This is a genomic window from Flavobacterium sp. xlx-214, assembly GCF_013874595.1.
In the GTDB taxonomy this organism is placed as follows: domain Bacteria; phylum Bacteroidota; class Bacteroidia; order Flavobacteriales; family Flavobacteriaceae; genus Flavobacterium.
Window position 1 is genome coordinate 2558208 of the sequence record NZ_CP059431.1, and the last position, 20506, is coordinate 2578713.

General features: G+C 29.1%; 22 protein-coding genes. All 22 read right to left on the reverse strand.

Translation table 11 applies throughout. From position 1 onward, the window contains the following. Positions 1–3 precede the first annotated feature (3 nt). The gene (gene wecB, locus H1R17_RS11960) at positions 4–1143 is read right to left on the reverse strand and encodes a non-hydrolyzing UDP-N-acetylglucosamine 2-epimerase (RefSeq protein WP_163433095.1); all 1140 of its coding nucleotides are present in this window, start codon (positions 1141–1143) and stop codon (positions 4–6) included. A 58-nt stretch (positions 1144–1201) separates the two neighbouring features. Next, positions 1202–1546 (reverse strand): four helix bundle protein, encoded by a 345-nt coding sequence (locus tag H1R17_RS11965; RefSeq protein WP_220458692.1) that lies wholly within the window; start codon positions 1544–1546, stop codon positions 1202–1204. A 46-nt stretch (positions 1547–1592) separates the two neighbouring features. Continuing rightward, entirely contained in the window at positions 1593–2711 is a 1119-nt protein-coding gene (locus H1R17_RS11970; protein WP_163433064.1) for an NAD-dependent epimerase/dehydratase family protein, read from the reverse strand. 2 nt (positions 2712–2713) lie between these two features. Beyond that, a complete protein-coding gene (locus H1R17_RS11975; protein WP_163433063.1) occupies positions 2714–3154 on the reverse strand; it encodes a WxcM-like domain-containing protein in 441 nt (146 codons plus the stop codon). Next, positions 3154–3513, reverse strand: a complete 360-nt coding sequence (locus H1R17_RS11980; protein ID WP_163433062.1) for a four helix bundle protein — start codon at positions 3511–3513, stop codon at positions 3154–3156. The genes H1R17_RS11975 and H1R17_RS11980 overlap by 1 nt, the downstream gene beginning before the upstream one ends. 53 nt (positions 3514–3566) lie before the next feature. Next, the gene (locus tag H1R17_RS11985; protein ID WP_163433061.1) at positions 3567–4601 is read right to left on the reverse strand and encodes a polysaccharide biosynthesis protein; all 1035 of its coding nucleotides are present in this window, start codon (positions 4599–4601) and stop codon (positions 3567–3569) included. Between the two features lie 4 nt (positions 4602–4605). Next, complete coding sequence (locus H1R17_RS11990; RefSeq protein WP_163433060.1) at positions 4606–5370, reverse strand: AglZ/HisF2 family acetamidino modification protein; 765 nt, start codon at positions 5368–5370, stop codon at positions 4606–4608. Between the two features lie 2 nt (positions 5371–5372). Then, positions 5373–5987 carry an imidazole glycerol phosphate synthase subunit HisH gene (gene hisH, locus H1R17_RS11995; RefSeq protein ID WP_163433059.1) on the reverse strand — a complete coding sequence of 205 codons (615 nt, stop codon included), beginning with the start codon at positions 5985–5987 and terminating at the stop codon, positions 5373–5375. After that, positions 5984–7132: an N-acetyl sugar amidotransferase gene (locus H1R17_RS12000; RefSeq protein WP_163433058.1), complete on the reverse strand. Its 1149-nt coding sequence runs from the start codon at positions 7130–7132 to the stop codon at positions 5984–5986. Before H1R17_RS12000 ends, hisH begins: the two co-directional genes overlap by 4 nt. 10 nt (positions 7133–7142) lie before the next feature. Continuing rightward, on the reverse strand, positions 7143–8360 hold the full coding sequence (locus H1R17_RS12005; RefSeq protein ID WP_163433057.1) for a glycosyltransferase: 1218 nt from the start codon (positions 8358–8360) through the stop codon (positions 7143–7145). A 3-nt stretch (positions 8361–8363) separates the two neighbouring features. Next, on the reverse strand, positions 8364–10079 hold the full coding sequence (locus tag H1R17_RS12010) for a DUF4838 domain-containing protein (RefSeq protein WP_163433056.1): 1716 nt from the start codon (positions 10077–10079) through the stop codon (positions 8364–8366). Further along, on the reverse strand, positions 10063–11199 hold the full coding sequence (locus H1R17_RS12015; RefSeq protein ID WP_163433055.1) for a glycosyltransferase: 1137 nt from the start codon (positions 11197–11199) through the stop codon (positions 10063–10065). The genes H1R17_RS12010 and H1R17_RS12015 overlap by 17 nt, the downstream gene beginning before the upstream one ends. Then, complete coding sequence (locus H1R17_RS12020; protein WP_163433054.1) at positions 11196–12338, reverse strand: glycosyltransferase family 4 protein; 1143 nt, start codon at positions 12336–12338, stop codon at positions 11196–11198. Before H1R17_RS12020 ends, H1R17_RS12015 begins: the two co-directional genes overlap by 4 nt. A 2-nt stretch (positions 12339–12340) precedes the next feature. Further along, positions 12341–13411 (reverse strand): EpsG family protein, encoded by a 1071-nt coding sequence (locus H1R17_RS12025; protein ID WP_163433053.1) that lies wholly within the window; start codon positions 13409–13411, stop codon positions 12341–12343. 13 nt (positions 13412–13424) lie between these two features. After that, positions 13425–14471 carry a glycosyltransferase family 2 protein gene (locus H1R17_RS12030; protein WP_163433052.1) on the reverse strand — a complete coding sequence of 349 codons (1047 nt, stop codon included), beginning with the start codon at positions 14469–14471 and terminating at the stop codon, positions 13425–13427. After that, a complete protein-coding gene (locus H1R17_RS12035; protein WP_163433051.1) occupies positions 14471–15355 on the reverse strand; it encodes a glycosyltransferase family 2 protein in 885 nt (294 codons plus the stop codon). The genes H1R17_RS12030 and H1R17_RS12035 overlap by 1 nt, the downstream gene beginning before the upstream one ends. A gap of 1 nt (position 15356) precedes the next feature. Next, on the reverse strand, positions 15357–16658 hold the full coding sequence (locus H1R17_RS12040; protein WP_163433050.1) for a flippase: 1302 nt from the start codon (positions 16656–16658) through the stop codon (positions 15357–15359). A 2-nt stretch (positions 16659–16660) separates the two neighbouring features. After that, the gene (rfbA, locus tag H1R17_RS12045) at positions 16661–17518 is read right to left on the reverse strand and encodes a glucose-1-phosphate thymidylyltransferase RfbA (RefSeq protein ID WP_163433049.1); all 858 of its coding nucleotides are present in this window, start codon (positions 17516–17518) and stop codon (positions 16661–16663) included. A 187-nt stretch (positions 17519–17705) separates the two neighbouring features. After that, on the reverse strand, positions 17706–18125 hold the full coding sequence (locus tag H1R17_RS12050) for an adenylyltransferase/cytidyltransferase family protein (RefSeq protein WP_163433048.1): 420 nt from the start codon (positions 18123–18125) through the stop codon (positions 17706–17708). Between the two features lie 85 nt (positions 18126–18210). Then, on the reverse strand, positions 18211–18426 hold the full coding sequence (locus H1R17_RS12055; protein ID WP_163433047.1) for a hypothetical protein: 216 nt from the start codon (positions 18424–18426) through the stop codon (positions 18211–18213). 101 nt (positions 18427–18527) lie between these two features. Further along, positions 18528–19064, reverse strand: a complete 537-nt coding sequence (locus tag H1R17_RS12060; RefSeq protein WP_240453373.1) for an ArsR family transcriptional regulator — start codon at positions 19062–19064, stop codon at positions 18528–18530. Between the two features lie 482 nt (positions 19065–19546). Further along, positions 19547–20395 carry a dTDP-4-dehydrorhamnose reductase gene (rfbD, locus tag H1R17_RS12065; RefSeq protein WP_181729227.1) on the reverse strand — a complete coding sequence of 283 codons (849 nt, stop codon included), beginning with the start codon at positions 20393–20395 and terminating at the stop codon, positions 19547–19549. Positions 20396–20506: the final 111 nt, after the last annotated feature.

Below are 20506 nucleotides of genomic sequence, written 5' to 3' on the forward strand. Positions count from 1 at the left end.
ACACTAAATTTCTTCTGACCAAACGGTTCTTTTAATATAATCTGCGTACGAAATAATGATTCTCACCACTTTTTCAGATACATTTGGCATTGAATAATCTGCAACTGCGCGGAAGTTTCTTTCCTCACCTACTTTTTGTTGTAAAACCTGAACTAAACCTTGCATGATTCTTTCAGGTGAAAGTCCTACCATCATTACCGAAGCCTCTTCCATCGCTTCTGGACGCTCATGTGCTTGACGAATATTCAACGCTCTAAAATTTAGAATTGATGATTCCTCAGAAATTGTGCCTGAATCTGACAAACATGCATAAGCATGCATTTGCAATGCATTATAATCGTGAAAACCTAGTGGTTTAAGAAACTGAATTTCTGGACGCATTTCGATTTGCATCTTGTCAATCATATTTTGTGTACGTGGATGCGTTGACACAATAATTGGATATTTGTACTTTTCTGCAATCGCATTCAAAGATGTCATCAAACCACGGAAATTTTTCTCTGAATTGATGTTTTCTTCACGGTGAGAAGACACAACAAAGAATTTACCCTTTTCAAGATTCAATTTCTCTAAAACATTAGATGCTTTAATCTCAGGTAAATAATGATTCAGAACTTCAAACATTGGAGAACCCGTTTTGATAATTCTGTCTGCTGGAAGACCTTCTCTCAATAAATACTCACGTGCAATATCCGAATATGTTAAGTTAATATCCGAAGTATGATCTACGATTTTACGATTTGTTTCCTCTGGAACCCTTTGATCAAAACATCTATTTCCTGCTTCCATGTGGAAAATAGGAATATGTCTTTTCTTTGCAGGAATAGCACACAAACAAGAATTGGTATCTCCCAAAACCAAGAAAGCATCAGGTTTTAACTCTTCCAAAAGTGGATCAATTTTAATTAAAATATTTCCAACAGTCTCTGTAGCTGTTTTTCCAGCAGCTTCTAGGAAATAATCTGGTTTACGAAGTCCTAAATCTTCAAAGAAAATTTGATTTAGCTCATAATCGTAATTTTGTCCTGTGTGGACGATTATATGTTCGATAGCTTCAGAATTGTCTAAAGCCATTAATACTCTTGATAATCTAATAATTTCTGGACGTGTCCCAACGACCGTCATTACTTTTAGTTTTTTCATATCTATTAAGTTAAAAGGAAAAAGGAAAAAGGAAAAAGGAAAAATTAAATCGTTGTCTTTAATTATTTCTAGCATTTTTCACAATCGCCCCTAATATATTTTTAATTTCTTTTGATTCTTTTATTATAACAGTCACTTCTAATGAATCTTTTTCTAATGTCGTAATTAGTCTTAACCAATAATTAGCTTCTCTTGCTTCTTTAAGAGAGATGTTCACTTTATTAATAAAATCTGCTTTAGAAGATCCAGCTTGTGCTTCTTCATAATTTGCACCAATAGATGTCGCCGCCTTGACTAATTGATATTTAATTATTTTCAAATCACTAGTATCAGGCAAAGTTCTTAAAAATTTAATAACTGCTACACCAAACAAAAATGTTCTATTTAACAAATCATTTTCCATTATTAAATATACTTTTACCTTTTTACTTTACACTTTTTTTTCAAATTTACACCTCCAAAAAATAAGTATCTGCATCTTCAGGATTGAATGGCTCATCTATCCAAAAAATAGTATATAAATCTTCAGTTCCTATATTTTTGATATTATGCGTATACCATATCGGCATATCTACATAAGCGGGTTCGGTTCCGTCTAAATAAAAATCAAGAACTTCATCCGTATCAATTTTTCTTAATTGAATTAAAGCTTTTCCTTTAATTACCGCAAATCGTTCGATTTTTCTCGTATGGTAATGATTTCCTCTTGTAATATCTGGAACAGTCGTAGAAAATGAACATTGACCGCCAATTCCCAGACGGATTACTTCTACAAAAGCACCTCTTAGATCTGTATGTTGTGTAAATTTAACGGGAAAATGTGTTTTGTAATCGATATAAGAACGGTAGGTATTAAACAAGTTATGTTCGAATTTATCCGACAAAACTGGGATTTCGCCACTATCGAAATATTTAGTTTTATATTCGTTTAATAACGTTAAAACTTCTGACACTTTTTTAGTTGATGTGTACGGAATCTCGTAAAAATAATTACTCTTTTCAGATTTAATCTGATCTATTATCTCTTGAACTAACTCACCTACATAAATTAAGTTTACTTCACCATCATTGTCAATATTTGGAATTTCACCATGTGTTAATTTATAACAAAAAGTGGCAATAAATGAGTTGTAATTTGGTTGGCCGAACGGTCCAAAAACATTCGGAATTATTAAACCTGTAAATTTTCCACCGGATTTTTCTGCCCAATTAATAAACAACTCACGTCCTTCTTTCTTGGACTTTCCGTACAAGTTATCTCTTTCTTCTTGTGAAGACGACGAAAACAAAATATGCGCTTTAGAATTAGTGTTATCTAAAGACTTAATTAATTTATTTACTAATTCAATATTTGTTTGGTAAATAACTTCTGGATCAGGGTGTCTGTTCATAGCTGCTAAGTGAACAATAACATCACATTTCGCTACAAAATTGTCCATCAACTTTTCCTCTTGAAAAAAGTCAATATTAAATTCTACTCTTTCAAATTCTTCAGGTTTTAAACCTAAAGTATTGTAAAGATGTTTTCCTACGAAGCCATCCTGTCCGGTAATTCCTATTTTTTTCATTATTAGTTTTTAAAATAATCTAATGCAAACCTATATTCATCTTGAATTTCTCCCATGGCATAATCTGCAAGAACCAACAATTTACTTCCTTCTTTTTTTGCCTGAATGGCGGTAATGTGCCCCGAAGGAATATGCAGGTAAGTTAAGGATTCGTCATTCAATTGATATTTCGAAATCTTTAAATCTCTCGAAGGCTGATCAAAATCATCAATTTCTATGAGTGATATTTCGAACTCACCTTTTATTGCAGCAAACCAACGTTGCTCGACTTTATGTCCTTGCCAACCTCGAATAAAATCTACAGAACGATTTTCTATGGTATAAATACGTTTGATTCGGGAAGCGTCAAAACCATTATTAAATGTGATGATTCCTCTTTCGTCTTCATGTCTATTACCCTTTAGGGATTCGGGATTAGGAATTGGGGATTGGGGACTTTGCATTATAGTTTTGATTTACGATACTTGATTAGGCCATTTAACATTTTTCCAATTTGTTCAATTGCATTTATATGTTCATTTAAAGAAATTTCTGAAAAAAAGTTAATATTTTTTGCTATGATTAACTGCGTTTCCAATTCCATTAAGCTTCCTAAAGAAATGTATAGAAACTGAATAAATTCTTTATTAGACTGTCTAGCTGCTCCTTCAGCAATATTGCTTGGAACAGAAATAGCACAACGTCTTAACTGGCTTGTTAATCCATAAATTTCTTCTTTTGGAAAATCTTTAGTAAGCAGATAAACTTGAGTCACTAAATCCATTGATCTTTGCCAAACTTCTAAATCTTTATGTGTCTGCATCTTATTTTACTATTATACCAATATTCAAATTCCTAGTCTCTAGTCCCTAATCACTAGTATGGATATTGCATTACATCCTCACCAAAAATCTCTTTACGGATTAACGGTAGAGTTGAAATTAATTTTTTAAGACCTTCCACACCCTGTTGCTCTGTATTATGTGAGTGATAATCTTCAATTTTAGAAACATCTTCTTCTCCTTCGGAAAAATATTTAGCATAATTTAGATCACGATTGTCTGCTGGAATACGATAAAAATCACCCATATCTTCAGCTTTCATCATTTCTTCACGTGTACAAAGTGTTTCGTACAATTTTTCGCCATGACGTGTTCCAATTATTTTAACAGGAACTTCTTTACCCGTCATTTCGATTAATGCTTTAGCTAAATCTCCGATACTACCTGCAGGTGCTTTGTTTACAAATAAATCACCTGGATTAGCATTTTCGAACGCAAATAATACCAAGTCCACAGCATCTTCCAATGACATGAAAAAACGCGACATATTAGGATCTGTAATGGTAATTGGCTCTCCTTTTTGAATTTGGTTCAAAAATAAAGGAATCACCGAACCGCGAGACGCCATAACGTTACCATAACGTGTTAAACAAACAACAGTGTCTGTAAGATTTCTTGCTTCGGCAACCGCTACTTTTTCCATCATCGCTTTGGAAATCCCCATTGCGTTGATTGGATAAGCAGCCTTGTCTGTTGAAAGACAAATCACCTTTTGAACTTTGTTAGCTGCCGCTGCACGAATAACGTTTTGAGTACCCTCAACGTTTGTTTTTACCGCTTGCATCGGGAAAAACTCACAAGATGGAACTTGCTTTAAAGCCGCAGCGTGAAAAATGTAATCTACACCTCTTGTTGCAGGTTCTACTGAGCTATAATCACGAACATCGCCTATGTAGTATTTTATTTTCTCATTTTTATATAGATTACGCATATCATCTTGCTTCTTCTCATCACGAGAAAAAATGCGAATTTCTTTAAAATGATCTGTTGCTAAAAAACGGTTAAGAACAGCCGTTCCAAAAGAACCTGTCCCACCAGTTATCAAAAGTGTTTTATCTTTAATTTGCATAATTTTATTGTGAATACAATTCTTTTTTTTCTTCTTTAGTAGGGTAATTAATAAGTACTGCTTTGAATTTGCCTTTAAAGATAAATAAACTTCCTGCAGCAGCTCCAATAATTTTAAATTGATTATACAACTTTTTTACATCATCTAAAGACGATGCTCCTCCTAAAATAGTAAAAGGCTTGCTTATTTGTTGCATTATCTTTTTTGCTAAGTGCATATCATATCCTTTTTGAGTACCATCTAAATCAATACAATTTATAATTAATTCGCCAAAATCGAAATCTTTAATTTCATTTAAAAAAGCAAATAATTCTTTTTTTGTTGAAACAGTGCCATTGTCTATATAAATTTCATAGCCACCTAATATTTTTTTCTTAACATCTAGAACTACTACTACACTTTGGCTACCTACTTTACTTGCTAATTGATTTATTATTGAACTATTCTTAAACAAAATACTATTTAATGCTATTTTCTCAATTCCTAAGTTAAATATTTTTTGTGCTTGATCAACATTTTTTATACCTCCACCATAACAAACGGGCATACGAGATTGAGATGCAATGCTTTTTATTAGCTCATAGTTAGGCTCAACATTATTTCTTGTTGCCGAAATATCAAAAATACAAATTTCGTCTACTTCTTTCTTATTAAAAATATTTACAATATTAATTGGATCACCTATGTATTTAGGATTCTTAAACTTTGTTGTTTTAACAACAAGATCATCTTCAATTAGCAAACTAGGTATTAATCTGGGTTTTAACATACTTATAAATTAGCAAAGTTATTAAGTAGTTTAATACCTATTTGGTGACTTTTTTCTGGATGACATTGTATACCATAAATATTTTCATTTTGCACTAAACAAGCAAACTCTATTCCGTAAAAAGAATGAGCTATTACATTTTCTCTATTAGTACAGTGCATATAATAAGAATGTAAAAAATAAAAATCTTCTGTTTTATTAAAATCTTGAACTATTTTATTATTGTTTAAAACAGTAATTGTATTCCACCCCATATGTGGTAAAATAGTGTTTACCTCATTTGTAGAAAATGTTATTTTTTTAACTTTAGCATCAATCCAGCCTAATCCTTTTAAATTCCCTTCATCGCTTTCATTTGCCATCATTTGCATTCCAACACAAATTCCTAAGACAGGTATTTTTTCAACAAGAACTAATGTATTTAATTTTTCTACCATTCCCGAATTATTTAGTTTTTGCATAGCAAAATCAAAATGTCCTACACCTGGTAAAATTAGTTTACTAACATTATTTAATTGTTCACTGCTTGAAGCTAATTTACATTGGATGCCTAATTCATTAAAAATATTTAGAAAAGCATTTATATTTCCAATACCATAATCTACAATTGTTATCATCTAAATAATCTTTTTTCTAAACCCAATATCCTCATAGTTTTGATACCCATTCCAATAAATACTTTTTTAGATTTATAATCTTTATAGGTTTTGTTTTTTCCATTAAATAAAGATTCTAAATATTCAATTGTGTATCCTAATTTTTCTGCAATATACTTTTTTTCATTTGCTAATGTTTGTTCATCAAGTTCGGGCTGAGCAATACGTATTAAAGCTTCTTCACGTGTCATTTGCCCTGTTAATATTAAACTTGAAAAATGTGCACGTCTTTTTTCGAAACCAAATTTTCTTGGTAACCAATAATCTTCAAAAAAACGAGTAAATCTTGATTCGTGATGTTTGTGTTTAAACGGTTGCCATCCAAACTCCCTATTTAACATTTCTTCTACCTTATTTTTATCATACTCAATATAGTTTAATGGATGAAAAACTTTCATTCCTAAAACACGTTGATAATAAATTTTATATTTAAAAATATCAATAATTGGTAAATTTTTAATTTTACTTAAAGAAAAATTATTATTCTTCAAAATATCTTTAATAAGTGTAATATCAATTCCTGGATAAGCCCCCCACTCTTCCGGTTCTCTACAACATTCTGTACTAAAGTTTGCTCCTGTAAAAACGTACTTAATTTTATTTTTCTTAGCAAATTTATATAAACTTGAGAAAAAAACTGCATCTTGAGGAATGTCTTGATCAGGAATTTGAGCTTCTAAAAATGCTTGATGAAGACATTTCATTTGCTTCCAATCTATTACATCAGTATAAAGATCTAGATTTAATTTAGAAATTAGTTTTTCAATATTTGAAACCGCCTGCTCTGAATTCCATCCTGCATCAACATGGTAAATTAAGGGTTTTAACCCCATGATTTTTGTAGTTACATAAACACAATATGAACTGTCAAGTCCACCACTTAATCCAATAATACAATCAAACTCATTACCTTTTGTTTTACTTTTAACTTCTTTTGAAAAGGCTAGTAGTTCATTCATTTTATCTTTTCCATAATTCCAATTTGGTAAAATATTTTGTTGAAAATTAATGTAATAATCACTTTCACCTTTGTGATTAAAAGTTATATTAGGATCTGAAGTATCCATTATTGTTTTTGAACAAATTTGATATTCTTTTTTCTGCATTTTTTATAAACTATTTGTTCAACAATATTTTATTGTATAAACTAATGTACTTTTTAAATTGTACTGATTTATCAAAATTTTTCTTTGCAAAATTTATGCATTTTTCTTGATAATATTCTTTTGTTTTTTGATTAATTTCTACTATTCTACAATTTACAGCATTAACATCGTATTGATTTACAACAAAACCTGTATCTTGAGTAATTGCTTCTATGCTTCCTCCTGTGTTATAAGTAATAACAGGTGTACCACAAGCAATAGCTTCTAAATTAGTTGTTGGATAGGTATCACTTAAAGTTGGATTTACAAAAACTAGCGCTTTATTATACAAGCTAGCCAATTCTTCAACATTTTTAGTTCGTTGTAAGCCTATTATTGTTTTTGGTAAATGCTTTACTTGTTTTAAAGTTAAACCTACCAATACAATCACAAATTTATTTTGATCGATACAATCATTAAGTTTTAAAAACTCTTTTAACCCTTTTCTTTCTTCCCAAGTACTTGCAACACCTAAAACAATTTGTCTTTTTTCTTGCTTTAGCATTTCAGGAAGTAGTAATGTTTTTTTAAAAGTAAATAAACTTAAATCAATACCATTTCTTATTATCTCTATTGGTTTGTCTTTAAAAAAAGACACTTTAGTAAAATTTGCTAACCAATTAGAAACTGGAACAATAGTTATATTGTTAATTGATGTAAACAACTCTTTCTTTAAATTGAAGTTTTTTGTTGACCTATCTAAAAAATGACTAGCAGGATATGTTTTTTTTAATTCACAATCATAACATTGGTTTTTCCATTTCATACAATTAATACTATCAAAGTAAGCACAATGGCCTGTAAAAGACCAACAATCATGAAATGTCCAAACAACAGGATATTGGTACGTTCTTAAATATTTAAATAAAATTTCCATATTTAAAAAATATCCATGAATATGATGTAAATGAATAATATCTGGTTTAATTTGATCAATTGTTTCTATTAACTTTTTTGTAGCTTTTTTTGAATGCAAACAATGGGTATCAAAAATACGTGTACATAAAGCATGATAATATAAATCTAGCTTTGAACCAATTTTAATAACTACAGAACTTGAAGGATTATGACTACGAGCATACGTAATATAGCTTTGACCATTGTTAGCCAAAACTTCTTCGCCTATTTGCTCTGCAATTCTACCTACAGAATTATTATTAACTTCTATACTGATCTGTAATACTTTCAAACTTTAATTAGATTTTAGACTTTTAATATAGTTATTAGAATATTCTAAATAATAATTATACTTTTCTATATTATGTTTTTTAAACATTTTTTCAAGGTTTTCTATTTTTTCTTTTGCTATTTTTTTGTTTCTTTTTTCTAACTCAATTTCGTAGATTAATAACCCCATTTCATCGAGCTCTATTCTATTTATAATTTCTTGGTTTGTCTTTACATTAGCTTTTGCTTTGTTTAAAAGCTTATAATAATTTACTATTTGTTTTTTAGATAAATAAACTTTTGAAGCATCATCATAAAAAGAGCTATTTCCCGTTTCAATATCAATATTTGACATTTTTATAGCGTTTTCCATTTCATCAAGATACTTTCTCATAATAGGTGCAGCTCCTTCATAGTAATAGTTAAGAAATTCCTGTGTAAGTGCTTCTACATTAGTTTTAGGATTCCAAAGCAGCTTTGCTGCTATATATCCTCTTAATTTATGTTGAAATGAAGGTAATCCTCCATCTCCTTCCCAAAAAACTCCTTTTACTCTTTTTTCTGCAAAATACTTTGCATTGGATGCCATATTAGCAAAGTTAGGAAATGGTATAAAACTATTTTCAAACCAATTAATATAATCCCATACAATAACTTGATCCGTTTTTTTTAACCAATTATCTAAATCTTGACGAAATAATTTTACACGAGGGTTATTTGAACTTCTTATATCATAAAGCCTAGTAACTTCAATATCTGAAACAACTATCTTAACATTTTTTAAAGGTATTATATTCTTAGGTGGAGTTCTATTTGATTTAAAAGCTTGTACTACGAATTGTTTATTAGGAAACTGTAATGCTACTTTATTTACCATTATTAATAATGTACCCATTTTACTTCCTTCTTTTTCATATATTTTTTTACATGTTTCACATAAACAATAATCTTCATTATCTTTAGGGTTGAGCGCCAGTACTTTTTCATTTGGATTTTTCTTGAAATAATCGGCTACTCTTTCTATTAAAAATTGTTGTAGATTATTGTCAGAAAAATTTAACTGATTTATTGAACGTCCTTGTCCTGTCAAAGAAAAAAAATTGGGTTTAGAGTTTATTAAGTTATCCGGAACTAATTGATCTAAGTTATGTACCATATACATACCCCATTCTTTATCTGTATGATAGTTATGTAGTTTGTGCCAATCTAAATATTCTTGAGACGGAACAAAACTCCCAAAATACCAATACTGTCTATGATCAAAAGCAGGGGTTTGAACAATTGAATAATTTGATGGTATTTCTATAATTTTCTTAGACGGTATGAATTTTCCTCCTTCATAGAAATTTCTACATCCTAAAACCTCTTCAATAAAAGTATAAACTGCATATGTAACTCCTTTATCATCAGTAGAAGTTATTATTATATTTCTATTATGATTTTTAATATAGAGTGTATTGGCAATAGGATTTGATACAGGTAGATAAATTTTCACTTTATCCGTTTTACCAATTATCAATCCTTTTTGAACAGTTGCTTTTGGCAACTGTTTCAATGTTAATAATGCCCCTGATACATCCTTAATGTACTTTTGCACTATTTTAGCATTATTTTTATCATTGCTATCTACATAGTAAATAGTATAATCGGTATTACCATTATTAATAAATATTGTGTTTTGAGCGCAACTATTAAAGGTTACAAAAAAAAACAATAATATATATTTAAGAACTTGTTTCATTATCGGTTGATATTTGAGTAATTATTTCTAAATATTTTAAAGTTCTATCTAAACTACTTCCATAACGCTTATAGTTGTTTAACCCATTGTTAATAAGTTCTTCTCTAAGTTCTCTTTCATTCTTCACTTGAAAAATTGCTTTCGCATAACTTTGAGGACTTAGAGGCTCACAATATAAAGCTGCATTATTGCAAATATCTTTGGCAAATGACATATTAGAAGCCACTATGGGCTTTCTCATAAACATTGCTTCTAAATAAGTTGCTGAAAACACCTCCAATAAGGTTGGAATAAAGACCATATCCATTTTTTCATATAAATTAGGAATCTTATTCAAATCAATTTTTCCTAAATATTCTATATTTTCATTATATTTTTTATCAAACTTCAGGCTCTCTTCATCCAAAGAAATATAAAACTTAAAATTATAGAAATTATATTGTTGCTTCAAAAAATCAATTACTTCCGGGATAATTGAAAGATTTTTATGCAAGTAATTAGCAGATAAGCATAAAATCTTAAAATTATTTTTTTCAGTTACCGGTAGTTGAAAAGAAAGCCATCTACTTTTATCCAAAAAAATCTCATTAATTGTATTGCTAACGGTAAAAGATCTTAAAGACTTACGACTTGATTTCATAAAAATAGAACGTGCATCTTCTGTTTCAAAAATAAGAGCATCAGAATTTCTTAAAAAATTTCTCTTTTTAATTAGTCCTAAAAACTTATACTTTAATTTTTCCACAAAACTAATTTTATCGAAAAAAGGAGAATCAGGATAAATTAAATAAGGAATAGCAAATCCCACAATTTTTGGAAATTTACTTTTATGATAAGATGGTCCAAATGTTGTAAAAATAACATCCGGTACAATTTTATTCTCAATTCTCTTTACCTCTTTATTTCTTTTATAAATAGAACTATTAATAGCTTCACTCATATCAATGAAAACAAAATTATCAGGAAAATCTTGCTTATTAATAGCGGTACTACTATTTGGAGATTGAATTACATAATAACTGTTTGATAAATTTAATTTAAGTAAATCATAGAGAAATGAAGTTCCTACTTGAATTCCTCCACCAACAATTAAATTTGAATGATCTATTATGATTTTCATACCAGCGACTTTATTAATTCGTACCACTGCTGCATAATTTTCTCTTTAGAAAAAAACTCAGATTTTTGTTTTGCAACCAATCCCTTTTGCTTTCTTATTTCTTCATTACGAATTAAAGCATTAATACCTTCTGCCAATTTTTCTATATTTTCAGCTGGCACTAAAATTCCACAATCATTATCATTTATTATTTCTGAAGGTCCGGTTTTACAATCAAAAGCTACAATAGGTAAGCCATATGAAATACTTTCAAGTAATACCATTGCAAAGCCTTCATACCTTGACGATAGAACAAATATTGAACTAGCTAGAAGTTCTTGCTCAACATTTTTTGTAACTCCTTTTAAAAAAACTTGTTCCTCAAGTTTCTTGTTTTTTATTTTATCATTTAAAAGATCTTGCCATTCTCCTTTACCATAGATATCTAACTTCCAAGTCTCATTTTCTTTACCTATCAACTCCCATGCGTCTATCAATAAATCGAATCCCTTTTGTGCATCTAATCTACCTATTGCAATAACTCTTTTTGGTTCCAAACTTGATACTTTATCTGATTGAGAAGTAACAAAATTATATATATGTTCAACATTATTATTTGTTTTTTCCCAAACTTCTTTATCAGCTTTTGTTAGAACTACTAGTTTATCTAACTTTTGAGTCTGTTTTATTAATTGTTTAGTTCTATAAACCCCTAGGTTTCTTAAAAGTATATTATTTGAACGAGCTGTTAGAAATTGTTCTCTTATACTTTGACCAAAATGCAGTTCACATATTATTTTTGTATCCGTGTTAATTTTGTATAAAAACTCTAGCTCTTTACCTCCTAACGATATACATACATTTACCTTTTGAGATTTTAAAAATGTTTCTAAAATAGATCTGTATTTTTTCAATAATCCTTTAGTAGCGATAAGCTTTCTTAATATGTTTTTACCAAAATGACTATTAAAATCAAGATCTAAATGAATAATTTTAACTTTTTTATGAAGATCAAAATAAACTGGCGCCCCCATTTGATCGGTTGTCATAATAGTAATATCAAAACCGTAAACGTCAACCAAATAATTAATCTTTTCGGTTAATACACGTTCCATGCCCCCAGGGTTACTTAATGAAGGAATTAAATATAATAATTTCATAATTAAAATAATTTAAGAACAGTTTCATACGGCTCAAAATAATAAGGAGTTTGGTAAGAAACGGATTTTAAAATGGTTATTACTCCCCAAATTGAATAGAATATTAAAAAGGCAATAAATAATGGTTTTACTGCTTTATTTTTATTATAAACATATAAAAATGGTAATAATAAAAGTTCAAATTGTTGAAAATAAATACTACCTCTTCCTCCTAATTGAGGTAATGAATTAAAAATTAAATAGAACAAATAGCCAATATAATATATGTTAAAAACTACTCTAAATTTTTCATCTTCTTCTATTGTCTTCCAGTAAAATGCAATTGTAAATAAAATAATTAGCAATCGTAAAATTACAGAAAATGTAATCCCAAGACTTTCTTCTGTAGAAGAATAGTAAAATAATTTAAAAGCCAAACCTGCAGGTAAAATTGTTTCAAAAATTTGTAACAGTAAATCCTTTAAATCTACTGTGGCTATTAATAAAGCAACAAAAATGGTTGTTAAAATAACTTTCTTTTTAATTTTTTTATTTGCTAAAAAATAAATAGGAAAAAATAAACCAGCAGCAGCATGTATTAAAGCAGCTAATAATACAATTAATGTATACTTATAAAACTTACGATTGAGAATATAAGGATAACTAAACAAAACAATACCTAAAGCTAATCCTTGTCTAATTTGTCCAAAATCTGTATTAAGATATATACGCGAGTAGTACACTAATATAGACAGAGAAGGAAAAACAGAATATTTTATTAAAAATTTATATTTTAAGCCGATGGATAAAAATGCGATTAAAAAAATAAAAGAGAGATAATCTAATTTTAATAATTGAATAAATTTTATAAAGTAATAAAAAAGTGGTTCAACAAAAATATCTTCACCCATTTTTATAAGCGAAAACATCTCATAGTAGTTATCATAATCATAACCAACATGAATACGCAATCCAGCAAATAGTGTTAAAATAAAAAAGCTAATAACACTCCCCAACAAGACTTTCTTTTTCTCTAAAAAAAATAAATCTAGAAGCAAAAAAAAGACAAGAAATACAAAAATTATATAATACATATTTATAGGCTTACTACGGTTTTAAAAAAAACTTTTTTAATTTACTTAAGAAAATTTGATCAAATTTAACATAGTAAAGAAGAAAATTATCAAGTCTATTTAATTTATTCTGATTAAATAATCTTATAATATATTTTCTACCAAGATCATATTTATTTACTGTGTTTCTTAAAAGGAGTAAATCATCTTTGTCATTTATAAATGATAGAAATTCAATTCTTTTATTCTTTTCAATCTTCATTTTTTTAACATCATAAATAGAATAAAGAGATAATACAAAAAACATACTTATACTTTTTTCAATTTCATTATTACTTAACCAATATTCTTTACTGATTAATTTACTCAATCTATCCTTTACTTGTAAAAAACTTAATACAATATCTTCAAATTTAAAAGTCTTAAAACTAGCAGATTCATTATGGATCCTATAGAAGTAATTAGCAACTTTTAAAAAATGAATGTACTTAATATTTTTAAGGTATGTTAGATAAAAAACTAAATCTTCTGCAAAAATTAAATTTTCATTAAAATGAATTTCATATTTATTTATAATACTTTTATTATAAAGTTTAGCAACTGTATATCCATTTGCTAAAACAGAATTGTTTAATAGTAAATCGTTAAAGTTTGAAATTGCAAATCTTTCATAAGTATATGATTTTTTAGAAATAGCATTTCCTTTATGAAACTTATTAATTTCTTGAACAACTAAACAATCTTCAGAGGGGCTTTCTAAAAAAAAATTATAAATAAAATTCTCACTTACCCAATCATCACTGTCAATAAAACATATCCATTCTCCTTTTGCGTTACGAATACCTAGGTTTCTAGCTTTACTAACACCTCCATTTGGAACATTGAAGAGTGTAATACGTTTGTCTTGTTGCTCATACTTTTTGCAAATTGACAATGAAGAATCAGTACTTCCATCATTAATGATGATTAATTCAAAATTCTCATATGTTTGATTTAATATAGATTCAACACATTCTTCTAGAAAACTTTCCGAATTATAAACAGGTACAACTATAGTTACTAAAACATTTAAATAATTCATTATGGCTTTCTTTTAATTATTTTTAAAAGATATTCGAAAAAAAAAAGAAAGAATTGACGCTTTAAAAACAGCTTCAGTAATAGTTTATTACTCACGAATTTTTCGTTTTTAAAATATGATCGTATAAAATAAGGATAGAATTCCTTCAAATCATTTTGTTCAAATCTAAATGCATATTTAAAAATTAAGTCTTCATAAAAAATTATTCCTGCTTCGTTTAAAAAAACTGCATTTTTAATGTTTCCACTAAAACTATAGTCAGAAACCCTAATAAGAGCAACACCCTTACTTATATTTTTCACTGGTCCAAAATCTGAAGCTTTCAAAACCATCATATCATCAGAATAGAAAGCTTTTGGATAAGAATCTATACCTATATCTTTAATTTTTTTTGTGTTAAAAACATATTCTCCTAAACTACTTAATACTTTTTGACTTGCCTTTTTTACAAAAAAATTAGTAGATTTTTCTTCATCTACATAGGTTATAATGTCAGTAGTTGGATTACCATAATCATTTATCCTTTTTATTGAATATCTATAAACATTAAAACTAGGAGCTATTTTTAGTGTTTTATAAAACTCTTCTATAGCATTTTCAGATAATAAATCGTCATCACCTAATATTAAAAACCAATCTGTACTAACATAACCTAAACATCTAACCCATTGCTTAGTTAGGTCTTTACCACCCAAATTATCATCAAACTTTATATATGTTAAATCAAGTTTTCCTTCAAAATCATTAATAATTTCTAATGGATCTTCAGGACTTTTGTCATTTCCCACAAAAACCTTAAATTCTTTATTAGTCTGATTAGCCAGAGACTGTAAAGTTTCTCTAAAATATTTTAAATTATAATATGTAATAACAATTGTAATCATGCTAATTTTTAAAATCTTTTAATAATAATACCATTTTTGAAGGTTTAAAATAACTTAACTCAATTATAGAAACATCTTTAAGTTTTAAAACATAAAAAAGCCCTAACATCACAAAAAGTTCTGTAATTAAATAACTTACAGTTGTTCCAATATAACTAAAGTAATATCCTAATATAAAATTCAAAATGATGCTAATTACAGCTGCAGAGAGTGTAATAATTGAAAACTGTCTATCCATTTTCAAATTTAGCATTGTAAGGACACCAAATAAACTACTAATAGTAGATATTAATGGTAAAAAACATAAAATTTGAATGCTAATAATTGAATTTAAAAACTGATCTCCGTAAATTATCTTTGTTAGAAATGGAGCAAGTATAAACAAAAGTAGCCCTCCTACTACTGTTACATAAAAAACAAATGGAAAAATTTTTCTTAATTTGGCAAGACCGGTTTCAGTTGATTCAGAAAATGCTTTGCTTAAAAAAGGATATAAAACAGTAGATAATGGAATATTCAACACATTTTGAATAATATTTATAAACCCTAATGCCACAGTGTAATACCCTATAATCTTTGGTGCTTCATAAAAACCAATAATAATAATATTAGTTGAAGTATAAAGATTGAATACTACTGTTGAAAAGAAGATAAACCTTTCTTCATATAGCATCTTAAATACTTCATTTATTTTACAATAGTATACTTTTAAGTTGAACCTCCTAAAAGCGTAAATAAATAAAAACAATGAAACTAAAAATGTTAAAAAATTAGATATTAATGCATATATAATATAATCCTCTTTCCCACTAATTAATAAAAAAATTGCTATTGTTGATAACGTTCCTTTCACAACATTCATTAAGCTTAATATTTTAAAATTCTCGAATCCTTGATAAAGGAATTGAGGAGAAATAAAAAGTGATAAAGGAGTAAAAAAAACTACCAAACATAAATATAAATGACTTTGAAGTCGTTCAAAACTTGTTATTGCTATGATAAAAAAAACAATTGATATTATTAACAAATAAAAACGTGCAAATAACACTTTTGAAAAAATCCTGTTAATTTCTTCAGAGTTGTCAACATTAACAGCAATTTTTCTTGTTGCAGACAAATCAAATCCGTATGCAATTATTAAAGAAAAATAGCCTACAAAAGCAGCAATATAATTTACAGTCCCTAAACCTTCAGGTCCTAATATCCTTGAAACATACGGAATAGTTATAAGTGGAAAAATATAGTTTACAATTTGAACAATACCTATTGAAGCTAAATTCTTAAAAACAGTTAATCCTTTCAAGGCTATCTTAATTTCATTAAATATTCTCCATAACCGCTCTTTTTCAAAGGTTCAGCTACTTTCATTAATTGTTCTTTATTAATGTACCCCATACGGTACGCCACTTCTTCAATAGATCCAATTTTCATGCCTTGACGCTCTTCAATAACCTGAACAAACTGTCCTGCTTGCATTAGTGATGCAAACGTACCTGTATCTAACCAAGCTGTGCCACGATCAAAAACACCTACGCGTAATTTGCCTTGTTTTAAGTATTCTTTGTTTATATCGGTAATTTCGTACTCGCCACGAGCAGATGGTTGAATATTTTTAGCAATTTCAACCACTGAATTGTCATAAAAATACAAACCTGGTACCGCGTAGTTTGATTTTGGTTGTGCAGGTTTTTCTTCAATTGACAATACATTATTGTTTTCATCAAATTCTACCACACCATATCTTTCTGGATCATGTACAGGATAAGCAAATACTACTCCACCTTCTTCTTTTGTACAATTTTGCAACAATTTACTCATCCCACTACCATAAAAAATATTATCACCTAATACTAAGGCTACTTTATCATTACCAATAAATTGTTCACCTATTACAAAAGCTTGGGCTAAACCATTAGGTTCTGGTTGTTCTGCATATTCAAAACGACAACCGATTTGAGCCCCGTCTCCTAACAACTTTTTAAAATGAGGTAAATCGTGTGGTGTTGAAATGATTAGAATCTCATTAATACCCGCTAACATTAAAGTTGAAAGCGGATAATATATCATGGGCTTATCATAAACAGGCATTAACTGCTTACTTACTGCTAATGTTAAAGGATGTAAACGGGTACCTGACCCACCGGCTAAGATTATTCCTTTCATATTTTCTTTATTGTTAAGCCCCTTAGTCCCCAAAGGGGAAATAAGAAACTGACTTTTAATTATTTTTATTGTTCTCGATACTTCGAACAAGCTCATTTCCCGCAAGCTCAAACTGACGGCTTTTAGCTGATGCCTTTTAGATATCTCGACAAGCTCGATATGACAGAAGGCTCAATATGACAAAGGGCTACTTTGTATTTTCTTTTTCTACTACTATTTTACGTAAACCTGAGCTTGAAAAACGATGATCTCTACTGTTATAATACAATTCAATACCTTTTTCTTCACAATATGTACGACCTGTAAAGTTTTTTTCTTTGTATTCTTCACCTAATATACGCACATCTATTTTAAAAGATCGTAAAATATCTTCTAAATCTTGCTCTGTTGCATAAGGTACAATTTCATCGACCATTATACAGGCTTTTAATTGTATGTATCTTTCAACAACTGTTTGTATGGGTTGGTTTTTTTCTGGACGATCTAATGTAGGATCAGTTTGTAACCCAACAATTAAATAATCGCATTGACGTTTTGCAGCTTCCAACATTTTTATATGTCCTGCATGCAATAAATCGAATGCACTGAATGTAATTCCAATTTTCATAGTCTATTTTTTAAGTGACCTAGTGACGAAGTTCCTAAAAAGAACTACTTAATAAGTAACGATGTAACAAAGTAATAATACTTTATTAACTAATTTTTTGTTTTTCTGTAAGAGTTTTACCTCCTTTATTTTTAAACTCCTGATACGAATGCATTAATTTTAATAATTCTTGCGCTATTTTATCACACTTTTTCTCTTGGTATTTTAACCATTTTTTTTGAAAACGCGAACGAAACTCAATGTTTTCTTTACATTGTGTTTGGTTTAAGGTTTCTATAAATGATTTTATTTCAAGGTTCATGTATTTTTGGCTTTTGGTTATTGGCTAATAGCTTTTGGCTACTGGCTTTTAGATATCTCAACAGGCTCGATATGACAAAAGGCTCGATGCTACAAAGCGCTTTACCCTCCATACAGTACAATACCCTCTTGAGATAACGACTGATTATAATAAAATTGTACATTACGTTGCACAATCTCTTTTATTTTAGGAACAATACTATCTGTGTATTCTGTATTAATATCATTCCCAATAATGTTAATTTCAATTATACCGCTGTCTACTCCTTTTGCGTAATCGCCAATTAATTCAATTACCTCAACCTCACCCATTCGTCCTAAAATTTGATCTACAATGGTATCTAATCCTAAGTATTTATGTACTACTTGTTGTAGTAACTTAAACATTGGGTGTTTTACATTGGCATTGTACGCAATTTTATTACTTACTTCTTTTTTATCTAAATACCCTGCCTCTGACAAATGATTTAATTCTTTACGAATGGCATTTGTTGATTCGTTAAACTCGGTTGCTAAACCACGCAAATGACCTGTATTAGCAGAAGTTACAAAAAACTTAACTAACAGTTTGATACGGGTTTTAGATGTGATTAATGAGTCTAACATAGTATTAACAAAACGAGCAGTAAATGTACTCATTTTTATTTAACAAACAAATTTGGGATGGAAAATTTACAATTTAGTAATAAGCCCCCTAGCCCCAAATGGGGAAACTGTCTATTTGGTGAATCGTTGATTCGTTAAACTGAAAATGCACCTAAATAGTTTAATTTGATTCTAGATTCTTGATTTTCTTTTAGCTACTTGTGGGACATCGTATCAAGTGCAATGTGACAGAGGCTGAATGGCTATTATGTTGTAGGTTCTATGGTGATTTGTGGAACTGGTGATTCGATGAATCGTTGAATCGTTAAACTGGAAATACACCTAAATAGTTTAATTTGATTCTAAAATCTTGATTTTTTTAAGCTGCTTGTGGGACATCGCATCAAGTGCAATGTGACAGAGGCAGAATGGCTATTATGTTGTAGATTCTATGTTGATGTGTTGCTGTGTTAAGTAAGCTGAATAATTATTTAATACAAACAAAAAACACTTACTAGTAGTAAGCGTTTTTTGTTTTATATTTTCGCAATCATTTCTTCTAAACTAGTACGCCAATTGGGTACTTGTACGCTGTATGTATCTTTTATTTTGGTTTTATCTAATAACGAAAAATTTGGTCTTTTTGCTGGTGTTGGGAAAGCATCACTAGCAATAGCATTCATTTTGGTGGTATAGCCGTTTATTTCTTTAATAGCTACTGCAAAATCATACCAAGATATTTTACCTTCATTGCTGTAATGGTAAATTCCTTGAACAAAATTTTGTGCGCTGATTACATCCATAATAGCTTGTGCTAAATCACGAGCATACGTAGGTGTACCTATCTGATCCGCTACAACGCCTAATTCTTCACGTTCGTTCATTAAACGCATCATGGTTTTTACAAAGTTGGCTCCGTAAGTAGAGTATACCCAAGCTGTACGAATGATTACATACACAGCTCCTGAAGTTTGTAACGCTTCTTCGCCTTTTAATTTTGTTAAACCGTACACATTAATAGGGTCCGGAGTGTCGGTTTCTTTCAATGGTGTTTCACTGTTTCCATCAAACACATAATCGGTTGAGATATGAACAACTTTCACCTTGTTTTTTGCAGCCCAATCACCGATTGTTTTAACAGCAAGGTGATTAATAGCGTCGCATAATTGTTGATCGCTTTCTGCTTTATCAACAGCTGTATACGCACCTGCGCTAACAATTACGTTTGGTTGCTCTTTATCTAAAACTTCGATAATTTGATCTGCATTACTTAAATCCATTTCTTCTCTATCTACAAATACTATTTGGTATTGCGGATAGTTGGCTTGTAAATCGTGTAATTCGGATCCTAATTGACCGTAACGTCCTGTGATTAGTATTTTCATTTTAAAGGTGATATGGTTAAAGTTGTGTTATAAAACTTAAAATCAGATAATTAAATTGGTTGTCTAACTCTGTTCAGTTAGATTTTATCCACAAGTGATGATGTTATCACT

Bases quoted from the DNA above. Each gene is read 5' to 3' on its own strand.
- H1R17_RS12055 (WP_163433047.1), bottom strand. From the start codon at position 18,426: ATGAACCTTGAAATAAAATCATTTATAGAAACCTTAAACCAAACACAA.
- H1R17_RS11975 (WP_163433063.1), bottom strand. From the start codon at position 3,154: ATGCAAAGTCCCCAATCCCCAATTCCTAATCCCGAATCCCTAAAGGGT.
- wecB (WP_163433095.1), bottom strand. From the start codon at position 1,143: ATGAAAAAACTAAAAGTAATGACGGTCGTTGGGACACGTCCAGAAATT.
- rfbD (WP_181729227.1), bottom strand. From the start codon at position 20,395: ATGAAAATACTAATCACAGGACGTTACGGTCAATTAGGATCCGAATTA.
- H1R17_RS12000 (WP_163433058.1), bottom strand. From the start codon at position 7,132: ATGCAGAAAAAAGAATATCAAATTTGTTCAAAAACAATAATGGATACT.
- H1R17_RS11990 (WP_163433060.1), bottom strand. From the start codon at position 5,370: ATGTTAAAACCCAGATTAATACCTAGTTTGCTAATTGAAGATGATCTT.
- H1R17_RS12025 (WP_163433053.1), bottom strand. From the start codon at position 13,411: ATGTATTATATAATTTTTGTATTTCTTGTCTTTTTTTTGCTTCTAGAT.
- H1R17_RS12020 (WP_163433054.1), bottom strand. From the start codon at position 12,338: ATGAAATTATTATATTTAATTCCTTCATTAAGTAACCCTGGGGGCATG.
- H1R17_RS12015 (WP_163433055.1), bottom strand. From the start codon at position 11,199: ATGAAAATCATAATAGATCATTCAAATTTAATTGTTGGTGGAGGAATT.
- H1R17_RS11970 (WP_163433064.1), bottom strand. From the start codon at position 2,711: ATGAAAAAAATAGGAATTACCGGACAGGATGGCTTCGTAGGAAAACAT.
- hisH (WP_163433059.1), bottom strand. From the start codon at position 5,987: ATGATAACAATTGTAGATTATGGTATTGGAAATATAAATGCTTTTCTA.
- H1R17_RS12030 (WP_163433052.1), bottom strand. From the start codon at position 14,471: ATGAATTATTTAAATGTTTTAGTAACTATAGTTGTACCTGTTTATAAT.
- H1R17_RS12010 (WP_163433056.1), bottom strand. From the start codon at position 10,079: ATGAAACAAGTTCTTAAATATATATTATTGTTTTTTTTTGTAACCTTT.
- H1R17_RS12060 (WP_240453373.1), bottom strand. From the start codon at position 19,064: ATGAGTACATTTACTGCTCGTTTTGTTAATACTATGTTAGACTCATTA.
- rfbA (WP_163433049.1), bottom strand. From the start codon at position 17,518: ATGAAAGGAATAATCTTAGCCGGTGGGTCAGGTACCCGTTTACATCCT.
- H1R17_RS11965 (WP_220458692.1), bottom strand. From the start codon at position 1,546: ATGGAAAATGATTTGTTAAATAGAACATTTTTGTTTGGTGTAGCAGTT.
- H1R17_RS11985 (WP_163433061.1), bottom strand. From the start codon at position 4,601: ATGCAAATTAAAGATAAAACACTTTTGATAACTGGTGGGACAGGTTCT.
- H1R17_RS12050 (WP_163433048.1), bottom strand. From the start codon at position 18,125: ATGAAAATTGGAATTACATTCAGTGCATTCGATTTATTGCATGCAGGA.
- H1R17_RS11980 (WP_163433062.1), bottom strand. From the start codon at position 3,513: ATGCAGACACATAAAGATTTAGAAGTTTGGCAAAGATCAATGGATTTA.
- H1R17_RS12035 (WP_163433051.1), bottom strand. From the start codon at position 15,355: ATGATTACAATTGTTATTACATATTATAATTTAAAATATTTTAGAGAA.